We start from the raw sequence: 13,628 nt of genomic DNA, 5'->3' as shown, positions 1-13,628 counted from the left end.
GGGCCGGGCTCGCGCCCCGGGCCACGTCTCGCGCCCGGGTCAGGGCTTGCGCGCCACGCCCGCGTAGATCCACAGGTCCTTGGCCTCCGCCTCCGCCTTGGCCTGTTCGTTCTCGGGCTTCCAGCGGTGGGGCATCACCACGCCCGGGTCGACCAGTTCCAGCCCGTCGAAGAATTCAAGGACCTCCTCCTGGGTGCGGCCCTGCACATGGATGCCGCTGCTGCGGTAGAGGTTGGTCACCGCGTCCGAGACCCCGCCGCGGGGGTCGAGCCCACCGTGCGAGATCACGAGGTAGCTGCCCGACGCCAGGGGCTCGACCAGCTGTCGCACGATCTCGTACGGCTTCTGCTCGTCCGCGATGAAGTGCATGATCGCGTTGAGCGACAGGGCGATCGGCTGGGACAGATCGAGGGTCTCGGCCAGGTCCTCGGCGGCCAGGATGGCCTCCGGTTCGGTGACGTCCGCGTGGATGTAGGCGGTGCGGCCCTCGGGCGTGGAGAGCAACAGGGCCTGGGCGTAGGCCAGCACGATGGGGTCGTTGTCCGCGTAGACGATCCGGGAGTCCGGGGCTATCTCCTGGGCGACCTGGTGGAGGTTGGGCTCGGTCGGGATGCCGGTGCCGATGTCCAGGAACTGCCGGATGCCCGCCTCGCGCGCGAGCCAGCGGGTCGCGCGGTGCATGAATGACCGGTTGGCACGGGTCCACGGCTTGACGTCGGGCCAGACGGCCTCGACCTGTTCGGCGGCGTGGGTGTCGACCGCGTAGTGGGTCTTACCGCCCAGGAAGTAGTCGTACATGCGGGCCGAGTGCGGCTTACTGGTGTCGATCTCATCGGCACGAAAGCGGTTACCGGTCATATCCCTCACATTACTGGTGAGTTGGCTGCCGCAAGACGGTAGTTCCCGAACCAAAATGTGCGCCGCGAGGCTTCCGCAACATTGTGAACGGCCTGTGAAGATCGCACAGTTGTCGCATCCGGCTCCGCCCGCGCGTCTTCGCGGCGGGGCCCTCATCTTTCTGTGTGCACCACGGACGGGTGAGCGGGTGCGTCGCGAGGAGGGGAGCGCGCTCGCGCGCCAGGCCAGGGCGCCGGATCGCCGCCGGGAACGGCGACGGTCCGGCGCCGCGCCGTCGTGGGTGCGCCATCGCGGGCGTGCGTCATCGCGGGTGCGCGGTGTCGCGGGCGCGCGGTGTGTGTGCGCTCGGGGTGGGCCTGTCAGCCGTTCTGCGCGTCGCCGTTCCGTGAGCCGTTGATCGCCGCGTCCCGGGCCCGTACGTACCAGACGCCGAGCAATCCGAGGGCGCCGCCGGCCAGGCAGGTCCACAGCCACCACAGATGTCCGTGCTCGTCGAACCAGCGGTAGAAGGGCAGCTGGACGAGGAAGAGGACGAACCACACGATCGTGCCGCCGGTGATCGTGGCCACGACATTGCCCTCGAGCGGCTCCGGCGCCTCGTGCTTGGGGGTCCACTTCGTCATGGCCACAGCTTAAGGGGGCCGGTCATGGGCCCGGTCGGGGCCGTATCGGGACCGGTTTGGCGATCGGGCCTTAATAGTTTCATACTGAATGCTTTCGGGTCTGGCTGGAATGTCTTGTTTGATCGTCCAAGAGACCCGCTGTTGATGTTCACGCAAGACTGAGGTCATCTATGTCCCCCTCGGCCCCCGCGCCGGTCGACGCCAGCGAACAGGCTCCGATTCCCCCTATGAACGGCATCGACAAGTTCTTCAAGATCCGTGAGCGCGGCTCCTCGGTCTCCCGGGAGATCCGTGGTGGCCTGGCCACGTTCTTTGCGATGGCCTACATCGTCGTACTGAACCCGATCATCCTCGGGGCCGGTACGGATAAGTTCGGTCATCAGCTCAACAACGGCCAGCTCGTCACCGCCACCGCCCTGATCGCGGGCCTGACCACGCTGCTCATGGGGATCATCGGCAACGTCCCCATCGCGCTCGCCGCGGGCCTGGGCATCAACGCCGTGGTCTCGCTGCAGCTCGCACCCAAGATGAGCTGGCCGGACGCGATGGGCATGGTGGTGCTCGCGGGTCTGGTGCTGATGATCCTCGTCGCCTCGGGGCTGCGGCAGCGGGTGATGGACGCGATCCCGGCCGGGCTGCGGCGGGCCATCGCGATCGGCATCGGGCTGTTCATCGCCCTGATCGGCCTGGTCGACTCCGGCTTCGTCACCCGTAACCCCGACTCCGCGCACACCACCGTCCCCCTGGGGCTGGGAGTGGCCGGGCGGCTGCAGGGCTGGCCGGTGCTGGTGTTCGTGGCCGGTCTCGCGCTCACGTTCATCCTGATCGTCCGCAAGACGCGCGGCGCGATCCTGATCGGCATCGTGACCATGACCGTGGTCGCGATCGTGATCAACTCCCTGGCCCACATCCCGGACGCCGAGTGGGGGCTGACCATCCCCAAGGTGCCGGAGAAGGTGGTCGACACCCCGGACTTCGGCCTGGTCGGCCATGTCAGCCTGTTCGGCGGCTTCCATGAGGTCGGCCTGCTCACCGGCTGTCTCTTCGTCTTCACCGTGCTGCTCTCCGGCTTCTTCGACGCGATGGGCACGATCATCGGCGTCGGCGAGGAGGCCGGGCTGACCGATGAGCGCGGGCAGCTGCCGGGCATGGGCCGGATCCTGATGGTGGACGGCGTCGCGGTCGCGGGCGGCGGCTTGGGCTCGGCCTCGGCCAACACCTGCTTCGTCGAGTCCACGGCGGGCGTCGGGGAAGGGGCGCGCACCGGCCTCGCGAACGTGGTGACCGGCGGTCTCTTCCTGCTCGCGCTGGTCTTCACCCCGCTGGCCAGGGTGGTGCCCTCGCAGGCCGCGACCCCCGCGCTGGTGGTCGTCGGCTTCCTGATCATGGCGGCGAACGTCAAGGAGATCGACTGGAGCGATTTCACGATCGCGATCCCGGCCTTCCTGACCATGATCTCGATGCCGTTCACCTACAGCATCACCAACGGGATCGGGCTGGGCGTGCTCTCGTTCCTGCTGCTGCGCATCGCCACCCGGCGGACCCGGGAGATCCCGTGGCTGCTGGGTGCGGTGGGGCTGTGCTTCCTGGTGTACTTCCTGCTCAACCCGATCGAGCAGGCACTCGGCGTCTCCTGAGCCGACCGGCGTCTCCTGAGCCGACCGGCGTCTCCTGAGCCGACCGGCGTCTCCTGAGCCGACCGGCGTCCCCCGAGCCGAGCCGGCGTCCCCTGAGCCGAGCCAGCGTCCTGCCCTGGCGTACGTCTCCCGCTCCCATGTACGTCGTTCTGTACGTCGTCCCCTCCTGAGCGCCCAGGACCGGAGGTGTCCTGGGCGCTCAGGCGTTTCGCCGAGCGTTACCACCCGGAGTCAACTCACTCGCTCGGGTGAAATAGAAGTAGGGAAGTAACCAGGGTTTTATTAGACGAGGTAATGAGTTATGCTAAAGACCATGCCGGATCTGTCCCGCTCCCAGCACAACGCGGAGGCGCCCTCCGATGACGCGGCCGCCGTGAGCGCCCTGCGGTCGGCAGTGATGCGCCTCTCGCGGCGACTCAAGCACCAGCGGGTGGACGAGTCGCTCAGCCCGACCGAGATGGCGGTCCTGGGCACGTTGGCCCAGTGCGGCTCCGCCACCCCCGGTGAGCTGGCCCGCAAGGAACACGTCCAGCCTCCGTCGATGACCCGCATCGTGGCGCTGCTGGAAGCCAAGGGACTGGTCAGGCTCGAGCCGCATCCCGAGGACCGGCGGCAGAAGGTCGTCTCGCCGACCGAGCGGGCCGAGGCCATGCTCGAGGAGAGCCGACGCAAGCGCAACGCCTGGCTGGCCGAGCTGGTCGGGGAGCTGACCGAGGACGAGTGGGACGTGCTGCGCGCCGCCGCGCCCGTGCTGGAGAAGCTCGCGCATTTGTAAGGACAACCGAGCAGCCAGGAGGCGAACACACTTGAGTACGGGACCCGGAGCAGACTCCGCACCCGCACCGAAGCACCCCACTCACCCCGCGCCCGACCCCGTATCCCCCGTCACCACGGGACGCGCCCGGGGCGGGACCTTTCGTTCGCTGAAGATCCGTAACTACCGGCTGTTCGCCACCGGTGCCGTGATCTCCAACACCGGCACCTGGATGTCGCGGATCGCCCAGGACTGGCTGGTCCTCAGCATCACCGGCTCCTCCACCGCCGTCGGCATCACCACCGCGCTGCAGTTCCTGCCCATGCTGCTCTTCGGGCTGTACGGCGGGGTCATCGCGGACCGATGTCCCAGACGGCGGCTGCTGCTGTTCACCCAGACCGCGCTGGGGCTGTGCGGGCTCGCCCTCGCCGCCCTCACCCTCAGCGGCCATGTGCAGGTCTGGCATGTCTATCTGATCGCGTTCCTGCTCGGCATGGTCACCGTCGTCGACAACCCGACCCGCCAGGTCTTCGTCAACGAGATGGTCGGCCCCAAGGACCTGCGGAACGCGGTGAGCCTCAACTCCGCGAACTTCCAGTCCGCCCGGCTGGTCGGCCCGGCGGTCGCCGGTGTGCTGATCACCGCCGTGGGCAGCGGCTGGGCCTTCCTGATCAACGGACTCTCCTTCGCCGCCCCGATCATCGGGCTGCTGCTGATGCGCACCAGTGAGCTGTACAAGGTCGAGCGGACGCCGCGCGGCAAGGGGCAGCTCCGGGAGGGGCTGCGCTATGTCGCCGGGAACCCCGATCTGATCTGGCCGATCGTGCTCGTCGGCTTCATCGGCACCTTCGGCTTCAACTTCCCGATCTGGCTCAGTGCCTTCGCCGACGATGTCTTCCACGCCGGACCCGGTACGTACGGCCTGCTCAACACGTTGATCGCGATCGGCTCGGTGGCCGGTGCGCTGCTGGCCGCCCGGCGCGTGGTGGCCCGGCGGCGGCTGCTGGTCGGGGCCGCGCTGATGTTCGGCGTGCTGGAGGTGGTCGCGGCGGCGACCCCGTACTTCTGGCTCTTCGCGGCGCTCATGGTGCCGATCGGGATCTTCAGCCTGACGTTCAACGTGACCGCGAACTCCAGCGTCCAGCTCGCGACCGATCCCGCGATGCGGGGCCGGGTGATGAGCCTGTTCATGATGGTCTTCGTGGGCGGTACGCCGATCGGCGGCCCGCTGGTGGGCTGGCTGACCGACACCTGCGGCGCGCGTATCGGCTTCGCCGCGGGCGGTCTGATCTCGGCCGCCGCCGCGGGCACGGTGGGGCTGCTCCTGGTCCGGGCCGGCGGTCTGCGGGTGAAGCTGGACCTCCGGCGCGGCCACCCGCGTGTGGTCTTCGTCCCCCGCACACCGGAGGACAAGCAACTCGCGACCACGGCCTGAGCCCGGCGGCCGCGACCGGAGGAGGTCGCCACGGCCTGAGCCCGGCGGCCGTCGCGGGACGGGGGCCGTCACAGCCTGAGCGGCGGCCGTCGCGGGACAGGGGCCACTCGACGGCTGCCCCCCGTGGGGGAGACTGGGCGGATGAGACTCTTCGCCGCCGTCTTGCCGCCGGACGCGGTCGTCGCCGAGCTGGCCGCGCGGGTCAAGGCGCTCCAGACGCTGCCGGGGGCGGACGGGCTGCGCTGGACCGAGCGGGAGGGGTGGCACTTCACGCTGGCCTTCTACGGCGAAGTGGCCGAGGAGGTGCTGCCCGAGCTGCACACCCGGCTGGCCCGCGCCGCCCATCGGCACCGCGCCCACGAGCTGCGGCTGGCGGGCGGGGGCCGGTTCGACGACCGGGTGGTGTGGGTGGGCGTCGACGGCGACAGCGAGGCCCTGCGGCGGCTGGCCGACTCCGCCGAGGCGGGGGGCCGACGGGTCGGGGTCCCGATGGACCGGCACCGTCCGTACCACCCGCATCTGACCATCGCCCGCGCCCGGTCCTCCCGCCGGCGCTCCGCCACCAGCCTCGTGCCGTATGTGGACGGGCTCACCGACTTCGCGGGCCGGGAGTGGACCGTGGGCGAGCTCTGCCTGGTGCGCAGCCATCCACCGGCCCCGGGCGTCCCCGGGCGGCAGCCGCGCTACGAGGTGGTGGCGGCCTGGCCGCTGGGGCACTGAGCGGTCCGGCTAATCTCAAGCCTGTGGACCCCAAGACCAGAAACATGATCATGAGCGGCGCGCTGGTGCTGATTCTCGTCGTCGTCGCCGCTGCGGCCGCGCTGGGCGGCTGAAGCCGCCACCGAGGCCAACAGAGGAACAGAGAGCAGGGGGCGCGGGCCGCACGGCCCACGCCCCTCAACGCCTTCGCTCACCGCTCAGTGGCGGCCCGGCTACCAGGCGAACGCCTCCGGCGACGGCCCCGGACCCGGGAAGATCTCGTCCAGCTCCGTCAGTACTTCCTCGCTCAGCTTCAGCTCCGCGGCGCGCACCGCCGACGCCAGCTGCTCGGCCGTGCGCGGGCCCACGATCGGGCCGGTCACCCCGGGCCGGGTGAGCAGCCAGGCCAGGGCCGCCTCGCCGGGTTCGATGCCGTGCTCGGCCAGCAGGTCCTCGTACCGCTGGATCTGATCGCGCACCGTCGCGTCCTTCAGCGCGTCGGCGCTGCGCCCGGACGTGCTGCGCGAACCGCCGCCCTCGCGCTCCTTGCGGAGCGCGCCGCCGAGCAGTCCGCCGTGCAGCGGCGACCACGGGATGATGCCCACGCCGTAGCCCTGCGCGGCCGGGATGACCTCCATCTCGGCGCGGCGCTCGGCCAGGTTGTACAGGCACTGCTCGCTGACCAGCCCGAACGAGCCACGGCGGGCCGCGGTCTCATTGGCCTGGGCGATGTGCCAGCCGGCGTGGTTGGAGGAGCCCGCGTAGATGATCTTGCCCTGCTGAACGAGGACGTCGATCGCCTGCCAGATCTCGTCCCACGGGGTGGAGCGGTCCACGTGGTGGAACTGGTAGAGGTCGATGTAGTCCGTGCCGAGCCGCTTGAGGCTGGCGTCCACGGCCCGGCGGATGTTGACGGCCGAGAGCTTGTCGGTATTGGGCCACGGCTCGCCCTCGGCGGCCATGTTTCCGTACACCTTGGTCGCGAGGACGGTCTTCTCGCGCCGCCCGCCGCCCTTGGCGAACCAGCTCCCGATGATTTCCTCGGTGCGGCCCTTGTTCTCGCCCCAGCCGTACACATTGGCGGTGTCGAAGAAGTTGATGCCCGCGTCGAGCGCTGCATCCATGATCGAGTGGCTGTCGGCTTCTTCCGTCTGCGGACCGAAGTTCATGGTGCCGAGGACGATCCGGCTGACCTTGAGACCTGTGCGTCCGAGCTGCGTGTACTCCATGGGATCAGCCAAGCCGTTGGAGTGCGCTCTAATCAAGGGGGACAGGCCGGGGCATCGGTGACCGGCCACTTGCCGACGGCCTTGAATTCCCGTGGAAAACCCGAAGGCCCGCTTTTTGGCCCCCCGTGCGGTCAAAAAGCGGGCGTCCTGGGATTTCTCGAGGCCGACCTTTTCCGGTTAGCGCGCAGCGCGGGCCTTCATAAAGCCGAGAGCGCCGAGGGCCAGGGCCATCAGTGCGCCGATCAGGACCATGTAGAGCCCCGGTCCAGCGGTCATTTCATACAGCTTCGCGGCCTGCTCCGCCGCCTTTTCCGCGACCTTCTGCGACACTCCCTCGTCGTCCTTCAGCTTCTGGGTGACCAGCCGCTCGGGGTCCGCCATGTTGATGGCCGCGACGATTGCCATGGCCAGCCCCAGAACCCCGCCGACCAGGTAGAGCGCGGCCTTCTTGGTGGCCATGGCGGCGATGAACAGGATCGCCGCGACCAGGGCGATGATCAGCGTGATGATGCCGTCGCCGTCGATGCCCTTGATGCCCCCGGTGGCGCCCTCGGCGTCGGAGACCACCCAGTTCACCATGGAGCCGACCAGCGCGATGACCGAGCCGACGATCGCGAAGATCGCGATCTTCTTGGACGGCGCGGCCGGTGCGGGTGACGCATGTGCGGCACCGCCGCTCGGGGCCCCTGCGGAATGCATGGGCGGCGCGCTTTGCGCATAAGAGGACTGGCTGTATTCGCTCATGAGCTCAGACCGTAAGCGGGGCCTTTCTGCATTGCAATGCCGCCGCCCGCTATGCCGCCAATGACCGATAAATTTCTCGCCGAAATAATCCCCGGATGAGGTCAAATAATCTGCGGGTTATTTCGGGTCGACCGCCCGCACAAATAATTGACAGACGTTATCTGCCCGTGATCGCCGAAGTCATGCACGGGGGAGGCATGGGTGACCAGAGGGAGTCACGCCATGCCTGGCCGGAGGGAGTCCCCCGGCGTGGTTCGGGCACCGGAGGCCCCCGGCGGGATGGCACTCTTGGGCCCATGCGTCCGCTTCCGTTCGTACTCGGTGCCGCCGCGCTGCTGACCGTGTTCGCAGCCGCCCCGGCCTTCGCCGACGACTCGTCGTCGCCGTCTCCCTTCACGATCGAGGATCCACGGATCACCGAGTCCAGCGGCCTGGCCGCGAGCCGCCTCCACCCCGGCGTCTACTGGACGCACAACGACAGCTCGGACGGGCCGTACGTCTACGCCGTCGACGGCAAGACCGGGAAGACGGTCGCGCGGGTCGTCCTGCGGGGCATAGGGGATCCCCGCGATGTGGAAGCGATCTCGATAGGGGCGGACGGCAATGTCTACGTCGGCGATATCGGCGACAACCTGGGCGGTCAGTGGTCCCATGTGTGGATCTACCGCTTCCCCGAGCCGAAGCAGCTCAAGGACACCACCGTCACCGCGACCCAGTTCACCGTCAAGTACCAGGGCGGGCCGCGCAACGCCGAGGCGATGATGGTCCATCCCAAGACGGGCCGCGTCTATATCGCCAGCAAGAGCGACGAGGACGCCGGGCTGTACGCCGGACCGGCCACGCTCAGCCCCTCGGGGGTGAATGTCTTCCGGCGGGTCTCCGACCTCGACATGGAGGTCACGGACGGGGCGTTCGCCCCGGACGGCACCCGGCTGGTGCTCCGCGGCTACTTCTCGGCCGCCGAGTACCGCTGGCGGGACGGAAAGCCGACACGGCTCGAGGAGGAGCCGGGGCTGCCGCTGCAGCGGCAGGGCGAGTCGGTCACCTTCACCCCGGACGGCGGCACGCTGATGTACGGCACCGAGGGCGCGGGCTCCAAGGTGACGCCGGTGGACCTCGGCGGGGAGCTGCTGCCGGACGCCACCGCGAAGGAGCAGAAGAAGAACGGGGAGTACTCCGACCGCGTCGACGGCAAGCTCACCGAGGACGAGAAGAACGGCAACCTGGTCAAGGCCGGGGTCACCTTCGCCGGTGCACTGGTCGTGTTCCTCGGCCTGCGCAGGCTCTTCCGCCGGGGCCGATCCTGACCATCGGCGCGAGCGAGATCGTCAGCGCATGCGCGGGGGCTTGGGCGCATGCGAAGGGGCCCGCGGCCGGTGGGGCGGTGGTCGGCCGCGGGCCCCTTGCGTACGGGCGTAAGAGCGCTCGTCAGAGGTGCTCGATGACGTAGTCCACGCACGCCGTCAGCGCCTGGACGTCCGCCGGGTCGACGGCCGGGAACATCGCCACCCGCAGCTGGTTGCGGCCCAGCTTGCGGTACGGCTCGGTGTCCACGACGCCGTTGGCCCGCAGCGCCTTGGCGACCGCGGCGGCGTCGATCTCCTCGGTGAAGTCGATCGTGCCGACGACCTGCGACCGCTTGGCCGGGTCGGCTACGAAAGGGGTGGCGAACTTGGACTCCTCGGCCCAGCCGTACAGCGTGCGCGACGAGGTCGCGGTGCGCCGCACCGCCCAGTCCAGACCGCCCTGGCCGTTGATCCACTTGAGCTGGTCGTCGAGCAGGAAGAGCGTCGCCAGCGCCGGGGTGTTGTACGTCTGGTTCTTCAGCGAGTTGTCGATCGCGGTCGGCAGCGAGAAGAACTCCGGGACGTGCCGGCCCGAGGCGTGGATCCGGGCGGCGCGCTCCAGCGCGGCAGGCGAGAACACGCCGATCCACAGACCGCCGTCGGCCGCGAAGGACTTCTGCGGCGCGAAGTAGTAGACGTCCGTCTCGGCGATGTCGACCGGCAGGCCGCCCGCCCCGGAGGTCGCGTCCACCAGCACCAGCGCACCCTCGTCGGCGCCGGCCACCCGCTGGATGGGCATGGCGACACCGGTGGAGGTCTCGTTGTGGGTGAGGGCGTAGACGTCCGTGCCACTCTCGGCGCGCGGCTCCGGGTGGGTGCCGGGGTCGGAGGAGATCACCGTGGGCTCCTCGAGCCACGGCGCCAGCTTCGCCGCCTTGGCGAACTTCGAGGAGAACTCGCCGAAGGACAGATGCTGGGACTTGGAGTCGATCAGCCCGTGGGTCGCGATGTCCCAGAAGGCGGTGGAGCCGCCGTTGCCCAGGATGACCTCGTAGCCCTCCGGGAGTTGGAAGAGCTCGCGCACCCCTTCGCGCACCGCGCCGACCAGGTTCTTGACCGGGGCCTGGCGGTGGGAGGTGCCGAGCAGGGAGCTTCCGGTGGCGGCCAGGGCGCTCAGCGCCTCGGTGCGCACCTTGGACGGGCCCGAGCCGAAGCGTCCGTCGGCGGGCTTGATGTCATCGGGAATCCGGATGTCAGCCACGACCGAAGCCTAATCCGTCGGCCCCCGCGGTCCGACCGTGCGTCCAGCGGGTGAGACGGCATGTCCACATCCTGTTGACGCGGGAGGTGAGGCCGGTGTAGGGGCGATCGAGGAACGCGGCGGCCATGAATCGGAATTGGACATTCTCAACGGCCCTCCCGGCGTGGACCATGGAGGCATGGCTGATCACCAGGCAGACGAGCTGGAGCAGGCGCTGCGACGGGCCGTCCGCGGGGACGTCTCCTTCGATACGGCGAGCCGGGCCCTGATGACCATGGACGCGTCGAACTACCGACGGGTGCCGGACGGAGTGGTCGCGCCCCGGGACGCGGACGATGTGGCGGCGGTGCTGGCCGTCTGCCGGGAGCGCGGGGTGCCGGTGGTCGCGCGCGGCGCCGGGACCTCGATCGCAGGACAGGCCACCGGACTCGGCGTCGTCCTCGACTTCACCCGCCATATGCGCGGCATCGTCTCGCTCGACCCCGAGCGGCGGACCGCCGTCGTCCAGCCCGGCGCGATCCTCGACGACCTCCGTACGGCGGCCGGCGCCCATGGGCTGACCTTCGGCCCCGACCCGTCCACCCACAGCCGCTGCACCCTCGGCGGCATGATCGGCAACAACTCCTGCGGCTCCCACTCGGTGGCCTGGGGCACCACCGCCGACAACGTCCACGAGCTGGACGTCCTCACCTACGGCGGAGAGCGGGTGCGCGCCGCCCAGGGCCTCCACGACCTGCCCGCCCGGCTCCGCGACGGCATACGGTCCCTGGCCGGCCACCACCTGGCCCTGCTGCGCACCGGCTTCCCCGAGCTGCCCCGCCGGATCTCCGGCTACGCCCTGGACGAGCTGCTGCCCGAGAAGAACGCCGATCTGGCCCGCGCCCTCACCGGCAGCGAGGGCACCCTCGGGGTGGTGACGGAGGCGACCGTAAGGCTGGTGGAGGCGCCCGGCGCCCGCGCCCTGGCCGTACTCGGCTACCCCGACGAGAGCGCGGCGGCCGAGGCCGCGCACACTCTGCTGCCGTACGGTCCGCTGACCGTCGAGGGCATGGCCGCCGATCTGGTCGCCGGGGCCTCCGGGCTGCCCAAGGGCGGCGCCTGGCTGTTCGTGGAGGTCGGGGGCGCCACCCGCGAGGAGGCGCTCTCCCGCGCCCAGGAGGTGGCCCGCGCCGCCGCCGAGGCCACCACCGGCCACACCGTCGTCGCCGACCCGGCCGGGCAGCGCGCCCTGTGGCGGGTGCGCGAGGACGCCTCCGGGACCGCCACCCGACTGCGTATTCCGGGTAGGGCGGACGGCGGCGAGGCATGGCCCGGCTGGGAGGACTGCGCGGTGCCGCCGCCCCGGCTCGGCGCGTATCTGCGTGACTTCCGCGCCCTGATGGCCCAGCACGGGCTGCGCGGCACGCCGTACGGGCACTTCGGGGACGGCTGCATCCACGTCCGCATCGACTTCGACCTGCTGACCGAGCCCGGGATCCGGATCTTCCGCGCCTTCTCCTCCGACCTCGCCGATCTGGTCGTCGCCCACGGCGGCTCGCTCTCCGGTGAACACGGCGACGGGCTGGCCCGCGCGGAGCTGCTGCCGCGCGTGTACGGGGACGAGATGGTCGGCCTCTTCTCCCGCTTCAAGGACCTGTGGGACCCGGAAGGCGGCCTCAACCCCGGTGTCCTGGCCCGCCCGCAGCGCCTGGACCAGAACCTGCGCTTCGATCCCCTGCCGAGGCGCCCGGTGGACGTCGAGTTCGGCTATCCGCACGACAAGGGGGACTTCTCGGCGGCCGTCCGGCGTTGTGTGGGCGTCGCCAAGTGCCGTAACGAGTCGGTGTCCGGCTCCGGGGTGATGTGCCCGTCGTACCGCGTGACCGGCGAGGAGAAGCACTCCACGCGCGGCCGCGCCCGGCTGCTGCACGAGATGCTCGCGGGCGAGGTCGTCCAGGACGGCTGGCGCTCGGAGGAGGTCCGGGACGCGCTCGACCTGTGCCTGTCCTGCAAGGGCTGCCGCAGCGACTGCCCGGTCGAGGTCGACATGGCCACGTACAAGGCGGAGTTCCTGCACCACCACTACGAGGGACGGGTGCGGCCCGCCGCGCACTACTCGATGGGCTGGCTGCCGGTATGGCTCCGGGCCGCCTCCCTCCTGAGGGCCGCGCCCGCCGCCAACGCCCTGGCGGGCGTGCCTCCGCTCGCGGCCCTGGCCAAGCGGATGGGCGGGATCGCGCCCGAGCGGGACATCCCGGAGCTGGCCCGGGAGCCCTTCACGCGGTGGTGGCGGGAGCATGCCCGCACGGTGCCTCGCGCCGGGAACGACGCCCGCACCGTCGTGCTGTGGCCCGATACCTTCACCAATCACCTCTCCCCGTCCGTCGGCCGGTCGGCGGTCGCCGTGCTGGAGGCGGCCGGGCTGCGGGTGGTCGTCCCGCCGGGGCCCGTGTGCTGCGGCCTGACCTGGGTCTCCACCGGCCAGCTCGACCGCGCCCGCGCGGTCATGCGGCGCACCCTGGACGTCATGGCTCCGGCCCTGGACGCAGGGCTTCCGGTGGTCGGCCTCGAACCCAGCTGCACCGCCGCCCTCCGCACCGACCTCCCCGAACTCCTCGGCGCCGACCCCCGTGCCGCGCGCCTCGCCGGGTCCGTCTCGACGTTCGCCCAGGCCCTGGAGGAGTACGCCCCCGACTGGCGGCCCCCGAAGGTCGACCGCCCCGTGGTCGGCCAGACCCACTGCCACCAGCACGCCGTCCTCGGCGACGCCGCCGAGCGCCGCCTCCGTGAACGCGCGGGCCTTACGGGCGCGTTGAGCGGCGGCTGCTGCGGGCTGGCGGGCAACTTCGGCTTCGAGGACGGCCACTACGACGTCTCGGTGGCCTGCGCCGAGGAGCAACTACTGCCATCGGTGCGCGCCGCGGACCCCGGCACGGAGATCCTGGCGGACGGCTACTCCTGCCGCACCCAACTGACCCAACTGGCCGGCCGCAAGAGCCGCCACCTGGCGGAGGTCCTGGCGGACCGGCTGCCCTGACCCGTGAACCGCGCGCCGCGACGGCTCTCGGCTGCGATCCGGGCGGGGCGCCGTCGCGGAAGGTCCGACGCTCGTTCGAGTGAACC

At 70.4% G+C, this 13,628-nt stretch carries 11 protein-coding genes; 6 read left to right on the top strand and 5 right to left on the bottom strand.

Translation table 11 applies throughout. The annotated features are described in order from the left end of the window. Window positions 1-39 precede the first annotated feature (39 nt). Together AS97_RS21105 and AS97_RS21100 are read right to left on the bottom strand one after the other, a co-directional pair. Complete coding sequence (locus tag AS97_RS21105; RefSeq protein ID WP_059142701.1) at window positions 40-858, bottom strand: SAM-dependent methyltransferase; 819 nt, start codon at window positions 856-858, stop codon at window positions 40-42. A 359-nt stretch (window positions 859-1,217) separates the two neighbouring features. Beyond that, complete coding sequence (locus AS97_RS21100; RefSeq protein ID WP_059142700.1) at window positions 1,218-1,481, bottom strand: DUF2530 domain-containing protein; 264 nt, start codon at window positions 1,479-1,481, stop codon at window positions 1,218-1,220. Window positions 1,482-1,651: 170 nt separating this feature from the next. Between AS97_RS21100 and AS97_RS21095 the strand changes: the two genes are divergently transcribed. The 4 genes from AS97_RS21095 to thpR all read left to right on the top strand — a co-directional run bounded on the left by AS97_RS21095 (window position 1,652) and on the right by thpR (window position 6,027). Next, complete coding sequence (locus tag AS97_RS21095; protein WP_210565452.1) at window positions 1,652-3,118, top strand: NCS2 family permease; 1,467 nt, start codon at window positions 1,652-1,654, stop codon at window positions 3,116-3,118. A 313-nt stretch (window positions 3,119-3,431) separates the two neighbouring features. After that, window positions 3,432-3,893, top strand: a complete 462-nt coding sequence (locus tag AS97_RS21090) for a MarR family transcriptional regulator (protein WP_059142698.1) — start codon at window positions 3,432-3,434, stop codon at window positions 3,891-3,893. Between the two features lie 31 nt (window positions 3,894-3,924). Beyond that, entirely contained in the window at window positions 3,925-5,307 is a 1,383-nt protein-coding gene (locus tag AS97_RS21085; RefSeq protein ID WP_210565451.1) for an MFS transporter, read from the top strand. Between the two features lie 141 nt (window positions 5,308-5,448). Then, window positions 5,449-6,027: an RNA 2',3'-cyclic phosphodiesterase gene (thpR, locus tag AS97_RS21080; protein WP_059142696.1), complete on the top strand. Its 579-nt coding sequence runs from the start codon at window positions 5,449-5,451 to the stop codon at window positions 6,025-6,027. Window positions 6,028-6,239: 212 nt separating this feature from the next. Here the strand turns inward: thpR and AS97_RS21075 are convergent, their stop codons facing one another. Beyond that, window positions 6,240-7,235: an aldo/keto reductase gene (locus AS97_RS21075; protein WP_059142695.1), complete on the bottom strand. Its 996-nt coding sequence runs from the start codon at window positions 7,233-7,235 to the stop codon at window positions 6,240-6,242. 177 nt (window positions 7,236-7,412) lie between these two features. Continuing rightward, window positions 7,413-7,979 (bottom strand): hypothetical protein, encoded by a 567-nt coding sequence (locus AS97_RS21070; RefSeq protein WP_236670057.1) that lies wholly within the window; start codon window positions 7,977-7,979, stop codon window positions 7,413-7,415. Between the two features lie 296 nt (window positions 7,980-8,275). Between AS97_RS21070 and AS97_RS21065 the strand changes: the two genes are divergently transcribed. Beyond that, window positions 8,276-9,286 (top strand): hypothetical protein, encoded by a 1,011-nt coding sequence (locus AS97_RS21065; protein ID WP_059142693.1) that lies wholly within the window; start codon window positions 8,276-8,278, stop codon window positions 9,284-9,286. Between the two features lie 121 nt (window positions 9,287-9,407). Here AS97_RS21065 and serC read toward each other — a convergent pair whose 3' ends face one another. After that, on the bottom strand, window positions 9,408-10,526 hold the full coding sequence (serC, locus tag AS97_RS21060; protein ID WP_125760452.1) for a phosphoserine transaminase: 1,119 nt from the start codon (window positions 10,524-10,526) through the stop codon (window positions 9,408-9,410). A gap of 178 nt (window positions 10,527-10,704) precedes the next feature. Here serC and AS97_RS21055 point away from each other — a divergent pair, with 178 nt between their 5' ends. Continuing rightward, window positions 10,705-13,542: an FAD-binding and (Fe-S)-binding domain-containing protein gene (locus AS97_RS21055; RefSeq protein WP_210565450.1), complete on the top strand. Its 2,838-nt coding sequence runs from the start codon at window positions 10,705-10,707 to the stop codon at window positions 13,540-13,542. Window positions 13,543-13,628 lie beyond the last annotated feature (86 nt).

This window comes from Streptomyces sp. AgN23 (genome assembly GCF_001598115.1).
Classification (GTDB): domain Bacteria; phylum Actinomycetota; class Actinomycetes; order Streptomycetales; family Streptomycetaceae; genus Streptomyces; species Streptomyces antimycoticus.
The sequence above is the reverse complement of the archived record's forward strand: the minus strand, read 5'-3'. Positions and strand labels throughout refer to the sequence as shown.

Excerpts from the sequence above, each read along its gene's own strand:
- AS97_RS21105 (WP_059142701.1), bottom strand. The coding sequence starts at position 858 with ATGACCGGTAACCGCTTTCGTGCCGATGAGATCGACACCAGTAAGCCG.
- AS97_RS21100 (WP_059142700.1), bottom strand. The coding sequence starts at position 1,481 with ATGACGAAGTGGACCCCCAAGCACGAGGCGCCGGAGCCGCTCGAGGGC.
- AS97_RS21095 (WP_210565452.1), top strand. The coding sequence starts at position 1,652 with ATGTCCCCCTCGGCCCCCGCGCCGGTCGACGCCAGCGAACAGGCTCCG.
- AS97_RS21090 (WP_059142698.1), top strand. The coding sequence starts at position 3,432 with ATGCCGGATCTGTCCCGCTCCCAGCACAACGCGGAGGCGCCCTCCGAT.
- thpR (WP_059142696.1), top strand. The coding sequence starts at position 5,449 with ATGAGACTCTTCGCCGCCGTCTTGCCGCCGGACGCGGTCGTCGCCGAG.
- AS97_RS21075 (WP_059142695.1), bottom strand. The coding sequence starts at position 7,235 with ATGGAGTACACGCAGCTCGGACGCACAGGTCTCAAGGTCAGCCGGATC.
- AS97_RS21070 (WP_236670057.1), bottom strand. The coding sequence starts at position 7,979 with ATGAGCGAATACAGCCAGTCCTCTTATGCGCAAAGCGCGCCGCCCATG.
- AS97_RS21065 (WP_059142693.1), top strand. The coding sequence starts at position 8,276 with ATGCGTCCGCTTCCGTTCGTACTCGGTGCCGCCGCGCTGCTGACCGTG.
- AS97_RS21055 (WP_210565450.1), top strand. The coding sequence starts at position 10,705 with ATGGCTGATCACCAGGCAGACGAGCTGGAGCAGGCGCTGCGACGGGCC.